Here is a 16113-nt window from a genome sequence, read left to right on the forward strand (position 1 = left end):
TGGAAAGCTGCCTCAGGCGGTTTCGCGCCTGCTGCGGTTTCCGGAATTGTTTTCAGAACGGCGTTCGCCATTCGGGCGTGCGCCCGGGCGACCACCGACTGGCTTGCCGGGGCGCGCACGGCCGGGGCGTGCGTTGCGGGCTGCCGGCTTGCCGGAATTGCCCGGTTTACCATTTGCACTCGCACCGTTGCCGGTCGTGCGGCGCTCGTCCGAGCTGCCAAGGAATGAAAGGTTCGATGCAATACGGTTGTCACCGCCGCCCGCGCCGTTGGAAGTCACCTTCTTGGGCGTACGAACCCGGTTATCGCCATTGGCGTTACGGGTATCACGGGCATCGCGGCTATCACGACCGTCACGGCGCGCACCATCACGCCCCTGCGGACGGGCCGCTGCACGATCAGTACGCTCGTTATTGCGATCATTGCGTTCGTTGCGATCCGCACCACCTTTGATACCGCCCTTGTACCGGCCGGAATTTTCCGAACCATTGGCTGCATCACGCGTGGTTTCCTCGGTGCGACGACGATCATTGTTCCGGTCATTGCGATCATTACGACCACGAGCCTCATTGCGCCCCTGACCATTACGACCACCAGCACCCGGACGACCACCACCATTGCGACCACGTCCGCTACCGTTGCCATTGCTGGCGCGACGGTCCGGATTGGCATCACGTTCGGCTTTCGAAATCGCGTCCTGCTCGGCGGCTGCCTTGGCATCGCGACGATCAATGACCGGGATCGACTGACGGGTGGTTTTTTCGATATCACGCAAAAGACCGCGTTCTTCCTCATCACAGAAGGCAATCGCCGAACCGCTAGCACCACCGCGGGCGGTACGACCGATACGGTGCACATAGCTTTCCGGGACGTTCGGAAGTTCGAAATTCACAACATGGGTCACACCATCGACATCAATGCCGCGTGCGGCAATGTCGGTTGCGACCAGAACGCCGATCTGACCATCTTTAAACGCATTCAGTGCACGCTCACGCTGATTCTGGCTTTTATTGCCATGAATCGCGGCAGCACTGATTTTGCAGCTTTCAAGATGACGCGCCACACGATCCGCCCCGCGCTTGGTGCGGGTGAAAACGAGGGTACGTTTGAAAAGCGGGTTATCAAGCAATTCCGCCAGAAGCTGACGCTTGCGGTTTTTCTCGATCATATAGACCGACTGCTCGACACGTTCCTGGGTCGTGGCAACCGGGGTCACCGAAACCTTGACCGGATCGGAAAGCATATCACCGGCAAGCTGACCGATCTGGGTCGGCATGGTGGCCGAGAAGAACAGGTTCTGACGATCACGCGGCAACATCTTGATGATGCGCTTGATCGGCGGCAGGAAGCCAAGATCAAGCATGTGATCGGCTTCGTCGAGCACGACGACATCGACATTGTTCAGCTTGAGCTTGCCTGCATCAATGTGATCAAGCAAACGGCCCGGCGTTGCGACAAGAACGTCGACACCCGGCGTAATCGCCTTGATCTGCGGGCCATGTGCGACACCGCCAACAACAACGGCAACCGTGGTGTTCATGAAGCGGCCATAGGCACGGAAGCTGTCGCCAATCTGGGCAGCCAGTTCGCGCGTCGGCGCAAGCACAAGCACACGGCACGATTTCGCCGGAGTGCGGGTTTCGTTTTTGGAAAGACGGTCCAGAATCGGCAGTGCAAAAGCAGCAGTCTTGCCAGTGCCGGTCTGTGCTATCCCCAGAAGGTCTTTACCTTCGAGGAGAGATGGGATGGCCTGTGCCTGGATCGGCGTGGGCACATCATACCCTTCATGCTTGAGAGCGCGAAGGACGGGCTCGGCCAGGCCGAGATCCGAAAATTGGGTCAAATAAAAGTATCTCTTGGTATTGCGGCAGCAAAGGGAAGGGAATCGGCCCTTGAATGTATTACGTCAGCTCTGCGCCTTGCATATTCTTTCGGAAAAGCCCGCGTAGTAGGGCCCTTCAATGCGGTTTTCCGGTAGATCACTCAACAGGCGAGGCCAATAAAGTCCCCTCTACGCTTCTGGAGCGATCAGATAACAAGGGCACCATGCGCAGAGTTTTCATCACTTGTCAAATGGGTTGTTTCAAATGATCCATGCGTAAAAGGCAAACAAGCCCGGCAATTAAGCGCGCCGGGCTTGTTTTTATTTTTAATCGCTGCGGACTTAATTGGCCGCACAAGGGCTCCCTGCCCCACAGGGGTTATATGCCCCGCAAGGATTTGCCGCTGCACACGGGTTGGTTGCAGCACACGGGTTCATATAGTCGCTGCGAGGATTTACCGGCGCACAAGGTGCGGGGGCGTATCCGGCGCCACAGGGCGAAGCCGCGCACGGGTTCGCTGCCCCGCATGGATTGTAGGCACCGCACGGGCTGGCAGCACACGGATTGGCCGAACAGGGACTTGCAGCACAGGGGTTGGCACCGCACGGCGCTGCTGCGCAAGGGTTATATCCGGCGCAAGGATTGGCAGCGCAAGGGTTCGATCCGCAAGGGTTCCCCGCACATGGATAGCCTCCCACCGCCGGTTTATTTGCCGGGTTGCTGATTGCGGGTGGATTGGCGGGAGCATTGGTGTGATTGAAATGATCAAACGCTACCGCGCCGCTGGCCGCGAGGAAAACCGCGCCAAACAGGATTGTATTTTTTTCGCTCATGACTTTTTAAATCCGTCCATGCCAAATACCGGGCGAAGCGCAATCCCGATCCAGCTACCGGCAAAGGCGGCAACAAACCAGAGCCAGCCATGCACGCTGCCCGATGCAATGCCGCTAAAGAACGCACCGATATTGCAGCCAAATGCCAGACGCGCCCCATAGCCCATCAATATTCCACCAATCGCTGCCGCCAGAAGAGATGCAAACGGTACCTTGACCTTGGGCGCGAATTTGCCCGCAAGGCTTGCCGCCAATGCCGCCCCGATCACGATCCCGAAATTCATCACCGACGTATTATCCGCCAGTACCGAGTTTGAAAGCGCCTTGGCCGGACCGGCCCAGTTCCAGAATTCCCAGGTTTCGACGGGAATGCCAATGCCTTGGGCGATCTTCGCACCCCAAAGACCAAACCCGAACGTGATAGACCACGGATGCCCCGCGCTCAAAAGCGTTGCGACGTTAAGCCCCGCCAGAAGCACACCGGTCCCGACCATCGGCCATGGACCATGCAGCAACCGGGCAAAGCCCGCACGCGGTGCGGTCGGTGCGGTTTCAATCGAACCATGGGCACGCTTTTCAACCCAGACCGTGATCAGCGCAATCAATGCCAGACCGGCAAAGGTCACGCCCAAACCGCCCCAGACACCGAACTCGGTACCAAGGCTCATGGCCGGAAGGGATGGCAGTTCAAGCCACATTGGCAAATGCGCCGTACCAATCACCGCCCCGATGATAAAGAATGCAAGCGTCAGCAACATGCGCGCGCTGCCACCGCCAACCGTAAACAGCGTGCCCGATCCGCATCCACCGCCAAGCTGCATGCCAAGGCCAAACATGAATGCACCGACCAGCACCGAAACACCAACCGGCGCCACTGCCCCCACAATCGGGGTGCCAAGAGGTGCGCCAATGGCAAGCAACGGAATAAATGCCGCCGCCGCAACGCCGATCATCAAAAGCTGGGCCCGCATCGCACGGCCGCGCTTTTCAACCGAAAACCGCCGCCAGCCGCCGGTAAAACCGAATGACGCATGATAAAGGGCAATGCCCAGCAACCCGCCAAGGCCATAAAGCACGGCCTGATGGATATCGACGGCCTGCGCAATCAGCACCGCGACAATCACAAACAGGATGGCCGTGACGGCTGCGGGCCCTTTGTCAAAACTAAAGCCCGAAGCACGGACATTAAGGGTCGTTTCAGACATGGTGGTGACGCTCTATCTGACAGAAAACCTGAAAACGAACGGAACCGGGAGGCCCCGGTTCCGTCAAAACATGATGTATTATAGGGGCGCTATGCCGTATTTCCGAATTATTCCGGAATGACCACTTCGCGCGACGGATCAGCCGCCCATTCGGTCATTGAGCCGTCATACATGCGGGTGTTTTTGTTGCCCATCACTTCCGAAAGGCCAAACCACGCAACCGATGCCCAATGGCCGGTATTGCAATAGGTGATTTCTGCGCCGTCCTTGGCAACACCGGCATTTTCCACCAGCCCTTCGATCACATCGGATGCGACAAACGCACCCTGCTGATCATTATAAAACTCGGACTGCGAAATATTGACCGCCCCCGGAATAGCACCGGCACGGGCGACAACACCGCTCTTGCTTTCGCCCTTATATTGCGAAACCGGGCGTGCATCGACCAGCGCAACACCATTTTCACGCGCCTTGGCAACATCATCGGCCGTCGCCAGAAGCTCCGGGCGGAAATTGGCATTGAAGGCCACAGTCTGCGGTGCTACCGCCTCGTTTGAGACCGGCTTGCCCGCGGCTTCCCATGCACGCTGCCCGCCATCAAGGATGGTCACGGCATCATGACCCAGCACCTTGAAGGTCCAGTAGACACGCGTGGCCGAACCGAAATCCGAGCTGTTCTGACCGGCCGGGACGACAACAACCTGTTTGTCATTATCAATGCCAAGGCTCCCGATCCGGGCCGATATCACATCAACCGGCGGCAACTGGCCGACAACATCGCCAACCTTGGCGCGCCAGCCGAACTTGCCATAAGGCGCGAAAACCGCACCCGGGATATGCCCGGCATCATAGGGGCTGCCTTCTTTGGTCAACGAGCGGATATCGACAACCACCAATGACGGGTTTTCCAGATTATCGGAAAGCCATGCGGCATCGACCAGCGGCTTTTCCGTCAGGCGCTCGGCCTGTGCTGCCGCGCCGCCAAAGACAATCGCCACTGCCGCAACGGCAGAAAGAATAAGAGAACGCATGGGGCCTGTCTCCGATTTGGTGAATTAGAAATCTGTGAAACTTATATAATCACCACGTATACAATGTCAATTAATCTAATATAACAGTTATTTTTTGTTATATATTGAAACACCGTTAATTGAGCAGCCCTTTTGCCTTTAAACGCTAAGGTCTCAGCCCGTTCAGATACCGCGCATATTCGCGCGCAAATGCATCGTGGGTTTCGCTGTTGCGCAATGCAGGCGGGCGGGTCAGAAAGCCATGCAAGGTGGCGATGATGAATTCCGCCACCGAGGACGGTTCGATGTCGGTGCGGATGGTTTTATTGAACTGCCCATGGCCCAGATGAAGCGCCAGCCCCCGCCGCCAATACCGGTAAACCCCATCAATCCGCTTGCGCAGATTTTCATCAAGTTCCGCCGCCCCCGACGCCAGCCGCGCCAGCGGACAGCCACCTTCAAGCAGTTTCGGGGCATCCTTGGTACCAAGGCTATCGACCTGCCCCATCATGACCGGCAGAATGTCTTCCTCGCCATCCAGCGGTTTTAGCCAGACATCATCAATATATTGCGGCAGGCATTCCTCGATCACGGCATAGGCGAGCTTTGCCTTGCCGGGAAAGTGATGATAAAGCGCGCCCTTGGTCGTGCCGGTACGGTCCAGAATCCGGTTGATCGATGCCCCGGCAAACCCTGCCATGCGGATTTCATAGAATGCGGCATCAAGGATCAGCTTGCGGGTTGCCTGCGGATTGCGGGGCTGACGCGTTGTCAGCGCGTTTTGGCCATGTTCGGCAATGGCATTTTCAATCGCACCTTCATCGACCGGGTCATCCGGATGGGAAATCCGGGCCAGTGCGGACGTAATGCTAAAGGGCGGTTTGCTCATGATTTTTATATCTTGTGCCATGTTTGATAAGGCTGCCCAAGGTTCCCCTGTTTTTGCCCCAACGTCAATACGAGAGCACATTGCACCCAACGTGACCCTGCACACAGGATGCCCGCGCGCCAGATGATCCAGCCCCTTGCAATTCCAAGCAAACCAGTCTCTATTACGGGATTGCGGGGCCTTAATACGGTTCCCATATCCGGCCGGAAACGGCATGGAAACGCGTATCAAGACCAGGCCAAACGCCACCCTGACACGATTATGGTGGCATGCGATGACAGGATCGCATTCGATCGGAAAGCAGATGCATATTCATTCCATCGCCTTTGTCGCTGCCGACACCAAAATTGCCCAGGACGCGATGTATCGCCTGAAACATCGCTACGGCCATGTTTCGCCGGACACCGCCGATGTCATTGTAGCGCTTGGCGGCGATGGTTTCATGCTTGAAACCCTGCATCGTTATATGGGCCGCAAGGTGCCGATCTATGGCATGAACCGGGGCACGGTCGGATTTCTGATGAATGAATTCCGTGAAATGGACCTGCCCGAACGCATTGCCGAGGCCCAGACCGTCGAACTGCACCCGCTGCAGATGGAAGCCCACACCATGCAGGGCGAAAGCATGTGTGCGCTTGCGATCAACGAAGTATCGCTTCTGCGCGAAACGCGACAGGCTGCCAAACTTCGCATCAAGATCGACGGGGTTGAACGGCTGGCCGAACTGGTCTGCGACGGCGCACTGGTCTGCACACCAGCTGGAAGTACGGCCTATAACCTGTCCGCACACGGTCCGATCCTGCCGATGGGAAGCGGCCTTATGGCCCTGACCCCGATCAGTCCGTTCCGCCCGCGTCGCTGGCGCGGGGCACTTCTGCCGCACGGGGCCGAAGTTGTTTTTGATGTACAGGACCCGCAAAAACGTCCGGTTTCCGCCGTGGCCGACTATACCGAGGTTCGCGATGTCTCGCGCGTGATCATCCGCGAAGACAGCAACATGAAAATCAAATTGCTGTTCGATCCCGAACACAATCTGGAAGAACGCATTCTTAAGGAACAGTTCGTCGAATGAGTGCCGCCAACACCACCGCCATGCCGTCTGCGGCAACCCTTGACTGGCTCGCCAAACTGATCAGCCATCCAAGTGTCAGCCTGACCCCGAACCTTGCCCTGATCGAACAGGCGCAAGGCTATCTTGAGGACCTCGGCTATCTGTGCGCGGTCGTATTTGACGAAACCAAAAGCAAGGCGAACCTTTACGCCACCATCGGCCCCGCGGTTGATGGCGGCGTGATCCTGTCAGGCCATAGCGACGTGGTTCCGGTCGAAGGCCAGAACTGGACATCCGATCCCTTCACCACCGATATCCGCGGCGACAGGCTTTATGGCCGCGGCGCATGTGACATGAAGGGCTTTCTGGCCTGTCTGCTGGCCAAGGCGGAAACCTTCAAAAATGCCGATTTGCGCGTGCCGATCCATCTGGCTTTCACCTATGACGAGGAAGTCGGCTGCCTTGGTGTGCCCAGCCTGGTCGAAGCGATCAATGCCCTGCCCCACAAACCCGCCATGTGCATTGTGGGCGAGCCGACCAACATGCAGGTCATCACCCAGCATAAAGGCAAATATTCCGCCCGCGCGCATTTCACCGGCCGGTCGGGTCATTCGTCCCTTCCGGGCGAAGGGGTCAATGCAGTTGAATTTGCATCGGAATTTGTCGTCTTCCTGCGCCGCCTTGGCCAAAAATTCCGCAATGAAGGCCCGCATGATGACGAGTTTGTTCCCAACCATACGACCTTCCATAGCGGCGTGATTCATGGCGGCACACAGCTCAACATCATCCCGCAGAATTGCTATGTCGATTTCGAATTCCGCAATCTGCCCAATCATGACCGTAACGAGCTTAAGGACCTGATTTTCGATTATCTCGACAATACCCTGATCCCGCAAATGCGCGAAACCTATGACGATGTCGGGGTTGAAATCGAAGTCGTGTCCGACATGCCTGGCCTCGCCACCGGCGATGACGAGGAAGTCACCAGACTGGTCATGGAACTGACAGGTGCCAACACCACCGGCAAGGTCAGCTTTGGCACCGAAGCCGGCGTTTTCTCAGCAATGGGCGACATCCCCACCGTCGTCTGCGGTCCCGGCAGCATCGAACAGGCCCACAAACCCGACGAGTTCATCGAACTCGACCAGCTCGCGCGCTGCGAAAAGTTTCTGGATAAGCTTTTGGCGGTGCTGGTGCGGAAATAACAAATCATCCGCCAAACAGATGCAAAAGCCCCCACCTCGGGGGCTTTTTTATTGGCAAATTTTCAAGCACTTGACCAAAGAATAATCCATACCGCGCGCAAGCGACTTGACGCCAACGCCGTCAGCAGACAAAACAAAGGGCCGGTGCAATGCACCAGCCCTTCTTACGCACGCGCAACGGCGGGGTCGGGGGACTGCGCAGACAAGTCTGCAACCGTCGCGAGCGCGCCGACAAAGCCGGTCTGTTAAATCAGACCGGCTTTGCTTTTTGATTTATTCGGCCGGATGTTCGTGGGCCGCCTTGACGTCACCTCGTTTCGAACGGTTCTTGGCAAAGGCACCAACAATCAGCACGAAGAACAGCGGCACGAAGAAGATCGCAAGGATCGTTGCCGCAATCATGCCGCCCATAACCCCGGTACCCACCGCAACACGCGCCCCCGCACCGGCACCGGTACTGATCGCAAGCGGCAGAACACCAAGCGTAAAGGCCATCGAAGTCATGATGATCGGACGCAGACGCTGACGCGCGGCCTCGATCGTGGCTTCAAGCAGCCCCATCCCCTGATCATAAAGTTCGCGTGCGAACTCGACGATCAGAATGGCGTTCTTGGCCGAAAGCCCGATGGTGGTCAGGATCGCGACCTGGAAGTAAACGTCATCGGGAAGCCCGCGCAGCAAAGCTGCAATCACGGCACCCAAAACGCCCAGTGGCACGACCATCATCACCGAAACCGGAATGGCCCAGCTTTCATACAGCGCCGCAAGGCACAGGAAGACCACGATCATCGACAGGGCATAAAGGGCCGGGCCCTGTTCGCCTGCCTCGCGTTCTTCATAGGAAAGCCCCTGCCATTCAAGGCCGATGCCGCCCGGAAGCTTGGCAACGATTTCTTCCATTGCCTTCATCGCATCACCCGATGCAACGCCCGGTGCCGCCTGCCCCTGGATATTGACAGACGAAAGACCGTTAAAGCGTTCCAGACGTGGTGACCCATATGTCCATTGCGTGGTCGAGAAGGCGGAAATCGGTACCATCTCGTCATGGCTGTTGCGGACATACCAGTGATCAAGGTCTTCGGGCATCATGCGGTATTTCGCATCTGCCTGCATATAGACGCGCTTCACACGGCCTTTTTCGATGAAGTCGTTGACATAGCTCGACCCCCAGGCGGTTGCAAGCGTGCGGTTGATATCGGCAATATCAACACCCAGCGCGCTTGCCTTTTCCTGATCAATATTGATGTCGAACTGCGGCATGTCATTCAGGCCGTTCGGGCGAACACCCACAAGGCGCGGGTCCTGTGCCGCCATGCCAAGCAACTGGTTGCGTGCCGCCATCAGGGCATCATGCCCCGAGCCGCCACGATCAACCAACTGCATGTCAAAACCGTTCGCCGTACCGAGCTCGATAATCGCCGGCGGGGCAAATGCAAAGACCATGGCCTCGCGGATCTGGGCAAAGGCACCATAGGCCCGCCCGATCACCGCCGCAACCGACTGGCCCGGTTCGTTACGTTCCGACCAGTCTTTCAGGTTGACGAAGGCAATACCCGCATTCTGGCCACTACCGGCAAACGAGAAGCCAGCCACGGTAAAGATACCGTTCACCACTTCCTTCTCGTCTTCCATGAAGTGCTTCTCAAGCTTCTTGAGAACCTCGACCGTCCGCTCCTGCGAGGCACCGGCTGGCAGCTGAACCATCGAGAACATGATCCCCTGATCCTCGTCCGGCAGGAACGAGCCCGGCAGACGCACAAACAGGAAGGCCAGACAGCCGACAAGAATGCCATACACGAACAGATAGCGCCATTTGCGGTTCACAACATGGCCGACACTGCCCTGATAGAAGTTGTTGGTCTTGTCGAACCCGCGGTTGAACCAGCCAAAGAAACCTTTCTTGGCATGCGGATCACCCTTGGACGGTTTAAGCATGGTCGCACAAAGTGCCGGTGTCAGGACAATCGCCACAATCACCGAAAGCACCATCGCCGAAACGATCGTGATCGAGAACTGGCGATAAATCGCCCCGGTCGACCCGGCAAAGAAGGCCATCGGCACGAACACCGCCGACAGAACCAGCGCAATACCAACAAGTGCGCCGGTAATCTGGCTCATGGATTTGCGCGTCGCTTCACGCGGCGGCAAACCGTCTTCATGCATCACACGTTCAACGTTTTCGACCACCACGATGGCGTCATCAACCAGAAGGCCGATGGCCAGCACCATGCCAAACATGGTCAGCGTGTTGATAGAATAACCGAACGCCGCCAGCACCCCGAAGGTACCCAGCAAAACCACCGGCACCGCAATCGTCGGGATCAGGGTCGCGCGCCAGTTTTGCAGGAACACGAACATCACCACGAAAACAAGCACGATGGCTTCAAAAAGGGTGTGAACCACTTCCTCGATCGAAACCTTGACGAATGGGGTCGTGTCATAGGGATAAACCACTTCCATCCCCTGCGGGAAGAAGGGCTTGAGTTCCTCGACGCGCGCCTTGACCGCCTCGGCGGTATCAAGCGCATTGGCCCCGGTCGCAAGGTTGATACCGATACCGGTTGCGGCCTGCGCATTATAACGCGCAATCACGTCATAGCTTTCGCCGCCGATCTCGATACGGGCGATATCGCCCAGACGGATTTGCGATCCGTCCGTGTTCACGCGCAGCAGAATATTGGCAAACTCGTCAACCGTCTGCAGCTTGCTTTGGGCGGTAATCGTCGCATTGATCTGCTGCCCCGGCACCGAAGGCGCACCACCGATCTGACCGGCGGTGACTTCGGTATTCTGGGCTTCAATCGCGGCACTGACATCGGAAACCGTCAGGTTATAGGAAATCAGCTTGTTCGGGTCGAGCCAGATACGCATCGCGTGCTGGGCACCGAACACCTGAACCGAACCGACACCATTCACACGCGCAATCGGGTCTTCGATGGTCGAAACCACGAAATCCGAAAGGTCTTCGGCATTCATCGAACCATCAGCCGACACAAAGCCCAGAACCATCAGGAACGAACCGCTCGATTTCGAAACCGTGATGCCCTGCTGCTGAACTTCGCTTGGCAGGCGCGACATGGCGGCCTGCAACTTGTTCTGCACCTGGACCTGCGCGATATCGGGATCAGCTTCGGGTTCGAAGGTCAGCGTGATGGATGCACTACCCGTCGCACTACTGTTCGACGACATGTAGCGCAGGTAATCCAGCCCGTTCATTTCCTGCTCGATGACCTGCGTCACCGTGTTTTCCACGGTTTCCGCCGAAGCCCCCGGATAGGTCGCCTCGATCTGCACCGATGGCGGTGCAATCGACGGATATTGTTCGATCGGCAGCTGCAGAATGGACAGCCCCCCCGCCAGCATGATCACCAGGGCCACAACCCAGGCGAAGACGGGGCGATCAATAAAAAACTTTGCCATTAGAAATCGTCCTTAATCTTCAGCTTACTGGGCTGAACCTTGGGCGGCATTCGCGGTCTCGACAGGCTGTCCCGTCACCGGTGCACCCGGTGCAATACGCTGAATGCCATCGACGATCAGCTGTTCGCCGTCCTCGACACCATCCGTCACCAGCCAGTTCTCGCCTTGCGACTGTTCGATCTGGATATCCTTGGAAACAACCTTGCCATCCCCGATGGTATAGACATAGGCCGAGCCATCCGGGCGGCGCATAACCGCCTTCTGGGGGATAAGGAAGGCCCCTTCAAGCTTGCCCTGACGCACCTGTCCGCGCACGAACATACCCGGCAGCAGCACACCATCCGGGTTCGGGAATACCGCGCGCAGGCGGATCGTCCCGGTGGTTTCGTTCACCGTTACGTCGGAAAACTGCAACGTCCCGGTATGCGGATATTCAACACCGGTCGCATCAATGATCAGGGAAACCTCGATCTTGCCGTCTTCAACACCCTGGATGCGGCCGTTCTGGATCGCCTGCTTGATCTTCATCAACCGGCCACCGGCCTGCGTCACATCGACATAGATCGGATCAAGCTGCGTGATCGTGGTCAGCGCATCCGTCTGGTTGGTCGTCACAAGCGCACCTTCGGTCACATCCGATGCACTGATCTGGCCCGAAATCGGGGCGGTTACGGTGGTGTATTCGACATTGATACGTGCCTGGTCGACCTGTGCACGTGCGGCGGCAACTGCTGCTTTCGCCTGCGCTTCTGCGGCAATCGCGTCGTCAAAGGTCTGCTCGGAAACCGCCTGGGTTTTCACAAGGCTTTCGTAACGCTTGCGGGTTTTGGTCGTCTGATCAAGGGTCGCACGCTGCCGGGCAAGTTCCGCCTGTGCCGCATCAAGTTCCGCCATATAGACGGCCTGATCAATCATATAAAGCTGCTGACCGGCTTCAACAAACGCGCCTTCGGTAAAGTTGCGTTCCTTGATGATACCATCGACCTGCGGGCGCACGGCAGCCTTGCGGAAGGCAACGGTACGACCCGGCATTTCCTCGATCAGACCGACGGTCTGCGCTTCAAGCGTCACGGTACCAACCGGCGTTGCCTGTGGCTGCTGCTGTGCGCTGGCATCCGACTGTTGCGCTTCTTTCTGCTCGTCACAGGCCGCAACCATCAATGCAAGCACAGCAACGCCTGCAAGTTTCAAACAAGATCGCATCGACAAAATGATTTTCCTTCTCACAGTCCTGTAAGCAGCGCTGCCCTGTCGGGGGAATATCAGGCAGCTTTGCCATTGAATTATTAAATACTGTACGGTACAGTACACATTGTGCGCTGCACGATCAAGAGCCAAAAACAACGTCGATAGCAAAGATCGAAAAACCATGAGCGAAACGTCAGAAACCCAAGGAAAACAATCCAGTCGCGGCTTCGCACGGCGACGCGCGATGATGGATGCTGCATGGCAGCTTCTGTTGGAAAAAGGTTTCTCTGGCGTTACGCTAAATGACGTAATTTCTCGATCCGGTGGCTCACGTACAACTCTTTACGAGGCATTTGGCGGAAAGGATGGGCTGCTGACAGCCGTCATGACAGAACGGTGCATGGAATTTTCCGCGGAATTGCATATTTCGCTGGAATCCAATCTCCCTCCTCGTGACGCTTTGACGGACTTCGCCTTTAAACTATCGACCAAGATACTAACCGAGGAAGCCGTTCGCTTCACGCAGATTCTGTTCTCCGAAGGACAGCATTTCATACCAATGGTTGAGAAGTTCCTTGAAGTCGGCCCCGAAAGCACCCGAAAACGCCTTGCAAACTACCTGAAACGCCAGAACGACCTTGGTAATCTTGTCATCGACGATCCCGATCATTACGCCGAAATCTTCGATGCGATGATTGTTGGCGACTGGCAGAATCAGGTCATGAAAATGATCTCTCCACCCAAACTCAGCGAGGAAGAGATCACAATAAGGGTCAAACGCGCCGTCGATGTCTTCCTGTGTGGCGTGACCGTCGAAAGCAAGCGCGACAAAATCGGCTGCGCCATCGACTGATCCCGGCGGATATGCAAATCGCAGATCACCCGGCCAAGCTGATGTGATACACTTCACACTTGGGCCATTCAGGGCAACCTGAAGGCAGCCTGCAACAATCCCTGCCCCATCTTCACCAAATTTGCGCTAAACAATGGAACGGTTCAAACCATTACCCTTGGGGGCCCCGATCATGCCTGCACGCCGTATTGTCATCGGCATTGGTGTTTCACTGATTTCCCTTTGCGCAACCAGCGCAACCGCCTTTGCACTTGAAACGCAAAAGGCCCGCGAAATCATGGATGCGATCCTGATGCAAAACGGCATTTCCGCCACCGAAATGTCGGCGGAAAACAGCAACGGTGCCGTCATCTTCACCTATGACGACGTCCGCCTTGATCTCAGCGGTTATAGCTCGGCGCGTGAACTGGTCCTTGATGATGTCCGGGTCACGATGAACGACACCGATATCGCCAATCAGGTCGATATCGGCGTAACACTTCCCGAACGCGGCAAAATGCTGGCCGAAGCCACCAGTGACCAGCGCGAACTGACCATGCGCAAGGCACTTGGCAGCCTGCGCTGGGACCATGTTAACGGTGTGCCGGTCAACTTCACCGGTTCGGCGGATTTCCTGATCGGTGATGAACCGGTGACGCGCAAACATTGGCTGATGAATGGCCTTGTCATTCGCTGGATGCCCGAAGAAGCTCGCATTTCCTGGCAGGCCGCCGAATGGACCGGCCCGAACCGGGAAAAACGTGGCTCGGTCAAATCCACAAGCTTCCTGCTTTATCCCGGCGAAAACGATGAAACCCATCTTGATTACGCCCATGACGGCCTTTGGCTGCCAAGCCTTCTGCAACCGCGCACCGTGCGCATCAAAAGCAGCAGCACCGGTCTGCCCTGGTCCGAAGCCCGGCCGATCCTGCAAAAGGGCTTTAACGACATGATGACCGGCCTTGCTCCGCGCGCTGCCCGCCGCCAGATCGCCAATGATCTGTGGCAAAAGGCCGCCGATAATGGTGCCCCGGTCAAGATTGACGAAATCTATGTCGAAGGCCGCGGCCTCGAGGCACTCGGCAAGGGCGAGTTCATCGCCCAAAAGGCCGCGCGTTACGGCTTTTCCGGTCAGCTTGACGTTGATCTGATCGGGCGCGAACGCCTTCAGGACCTGATCGGCACCCCGCAAAGCCCGACTTTGCTGGGCGCGCTGGTACCCTTTGCCGTCGATGGCCTTGCTGCCGGTGAACCGGGCACACAGGGCACAACGAATTACGACGTGGAACTGCTGCGTGATGGCCGGATTGTCGTCAACGGCATCACCGTATTCAGCGGCACAAGTGGCAGCTGACAGTTTGGGGCGAACGGAAACCCAGATGCCAATCACCTGCAACCGGGTCGTTATTTACACAAAAAAAATCGATGAAATGATCCGCTTCTATGGCGATCTTTTTGTCTATCGCGCGATCCGTCACGAGGGCGACCGCATTGTCGAACTGCGCCCGGCAACAGATGGGCTGATCCTGATGCTCCATCCTGCGGGCAAGGGACAGAAAGAAGGCCAGTCCCTCATCAAACTGGTCTTTGACGTCAAGAATGTCGACGCCTTCCGCAAACAACTGGTTGCCCACGGCGTTGATGTCGGACCGATCCATCAGGCGGATGGCTATCAGTTCGCCAATATGAAAGACCCGTCCGGAAATTCGGTTTCGATTTCCAGCCGGGCCTTTGCAGTCGGTTCCTGACCGGGCTTAGATACCCTGCCCGCCGGAAACCTCGATCCGCTGGGCATTGACCCACCGATTGTTTTCTGACAGCAGGCTGGCGATCATTGGCCCGATATCATCAGGCACGCCCACCCGGCCAAGTGCCGTCATTTCGGCAAATACCTTGTTCAGATCCGGGGTATCGCGCACCGCACCGCCAAGGAAGTCGGTTTCAATCGCGCCCGGGGCGACCGTATTGACCGCAATGCCGCGTGCCCCAAATTCCTTGGCCATATAAAGGCTCAGCACCTCGACCGCGCCCTTGACCGCCGAATAGGCGGAAAATCCGGGGAATGCCCCCTTGGTCAGCCCCGAAGACAGGTTCACGATCCGCCCGCCATCGGCAATCAGCGGCAACAAAGCCTGCGTTAGGAAGAAAACCCCTTTGAAATGCACATCAACCAGCTTGTCGAACTGTGCCTCGGTGGTTTCGGCAATCGATGCCATGTCGCCATGACCGGCATTATTGACAAGATGGTCAAACGTTTCCCGGCCCCAGACGTCGCGCAATCCGGTGCGCAGATTTTCGGCAAAACCGGCAAAGCTGGAAATGTCAGCAACATCAAGCTTCAGGGCCAATGCCTTCCGGCCCATTGCCTTAATCTCCGAAACCACTGCATCGGCATCATCAGAACGGCTGTGATAGGTCACGATTACATCCCCGCCGTGGCGGGCAATGGCAAGGGCGGTATTGCGGCCAAGGCCGCGGCTGGAACCGGTTACAATTGAAATCTTGGTCATCGGACAACTCCTTGGTTTGGTGATGTTGGTTCACGCTGTTTGGTGTTGTCCGTTATACTGCTGCCCCCTCCCGCCCGTCGTTGCCGGAACCTCGGTATACTTAGCCTAATCCTCCAAACCATATTTACGACGATATCAATCGGGATTA

Annotated in this window: 12 protein-coding genes; 5 read left to right on the forward strand and 7 right to left on the reverse strand. The window is 57.0% G+C overall.

Annotation, left to right across the window (positions count from 1 at the left end):
* Positions 1 to 12: 12 nt before the first annotated feature.
* From AUP42_RS16440 to AUP42_RS16455, 4 genes are all read right to left on the reverse strand, one after another.
* Entirely contained in the window at positions 13 to 1842 is a 1830-nt protein-coding gene (locus AUP42_RS16440) for a DEAD/DEAH box helicase (protein WP_062952671.1), read from the reverse strand.
* 809 nt (positions 1843 to 2651) lie between these two features.
* Positions 2652 to 3860, reverse strand: coding sequence for a YeeE/YedE family protein (locus tag AUP42_RS16445; RefSeq protein ID WP_062952672.1), 1209 nt, complete (start codon positions 3858 to 3860; stop codon positions 2652 to 2654).
* Between the two features lie 107 nt (positions 3861 to 3967).
* Positions 3968 to 4891 carry a sulfurtransferase gene (locus tag AUP42_RS16450; RefSeq protein ID WP_062952673.1) on the reverse strand — a complete coding sequence of 308 codons (924 nt, stop codon included), beginning with the start codon at positions 4889 to 4891 and terminating at the stop codon, positions 3968 to 3970.
* A 145-nt stretch (positions 4892 to 5036) separates the two neighbouring features.
* Positions 5037 to 5759 (reverse strand): TetR/AcrR family transcriptional regulator, encoded by a 723-nt coding sequence (locus tag AUP42_RS16455; protein WP_231858320.1) that lies wholly within the window; start codon positions 5757 to 5759, stop codon positions 5037 to 5039.
* A gap of 304 nt (positions 5760 to 6063) precedes the next feature.
* Between AUP42_RS16455 and AUP42_RS16460 the strand changes: the two genes are divergently transcribed.
* Entirely contained in the window at positions 6064 to 6831 is a 768-nt protein-coding gene (locus AUP42_RS16460; protein WP_062952983.1) for an NAD kinase, read from the forward strand.
* Positions 6828 to 8015: an acetylornithine deacetylase gene (gene argE, locus AUP42_RS16465; RefSeq protein ID WP_062952675.1), complete on the forward strand. Its 1188-nt coding sequence runs from the start codon at positions 6828 to 6830 to the stop codon at positions 8013 to 8015. The genes AUP42_RS16460 and argE overlap by 4 nt, the downstream gene beginning before the upstream one ends.
* Positions 8016 to 8288: 273 nt before the next feature.
* On the opposite strand, the gene AUP42_RS16470 is transcribed toward argE, so the two are convergent.
* Positions 8289 to 11435 carry an efflux RND transporter permease subunit gene (locus tag AUP42_RS16470; protein ID WP_062952676.1) on the reverse strand — a complete coding sequence of 1049 codons (3147 nt, stop codon included), beginning with the start codon at positions 11433 to 11435 and terminating at the stop codon, positions 8289 to 8291.
* Between the two features lie 24 nt (positions 11436 to 11459).
* Complete coding sequence (locus AUP42_RS16475) at positions 11460 to 12638, reverse strand: efflux RND transporter periplasmic adaptor subunit (protein WP_062952677.1); 1179 nt, start codon at positions 12636 to 12638, stop codon at positions 11460 to 11462.
* Positions 12639 to 12804: 166 nt separating this feature from the next.
* Between AUP42_RS16475 and AUP42_RS16480 the strand changes: the two genes are divergently transcribed.
* From AUP42_RS16480 to AUP42_RS16490, 3 genes are all read left to right on the forward strand, one after another.
* Positions 12805 to 13476 carry a TetR/AcrR family transcriptional regulator gene (locus AUP42_RS16480; RefSeq protein ID WP_062952678.1) on the forward strand — a complete coding sequence of 224 codons (672 nt, stop codon included), beginning with the start codon at positions 12805 to 12807 and terminating at the stop codon, positions 13474 to 13476.
* Between the two features lie 172 nt (positions 13477 to 13648).
* Positions 13649 to 14809: a hypothetical protein gene (locus AUP42_RS16485; RefSeq protein ID WP_062952679.1), complete on the forward strand. Its 1161-nt coding sequence runs from the start codon at positions 13649 to 13651 to the stop codon at positions 14807 to 14809.
* A gap of 25 nt (positions 14810 to 14834) precedes the next feature.
* Complete coding sequence (locus AUP42_RS16490) at positions 14835 to 15203, forward strand: VOC family protein (protein WP_062952680.1); 369 nt, start codon at positions 14835 to 14837, stop codon at positions 15201 to 15203.
* Positions 15204 to 15209: 6 nt separating this feature from the next.
* Here the strand turns inward: AUP42_RS16490 and AUP42_RS16495 are convergent, their stop codons facing one another.
* Positions 15210 to 15965, reverse strand: a complete 756-nt coding sequence (locus tag AUP42_RS16495; protein ID WP_062952681.1) for an SDR family NAD(P)-dependent oxidoreductase — start codon at positions 15963 to 15965, stop codon at positions 15210 to 15212.
* Positions 15966 to 16113 lie beyond the last annotated feature (148 nt).

The organism is Thalassospira lucentensis (assembly GCF_001613805.1).
Lineage (GTDB): Bacteria > Pseudomonadota > Alphaproteobacteria > Rhodospirillales > Thalassospiraceae > Thalassospira > Thalassospira lucentensis_A.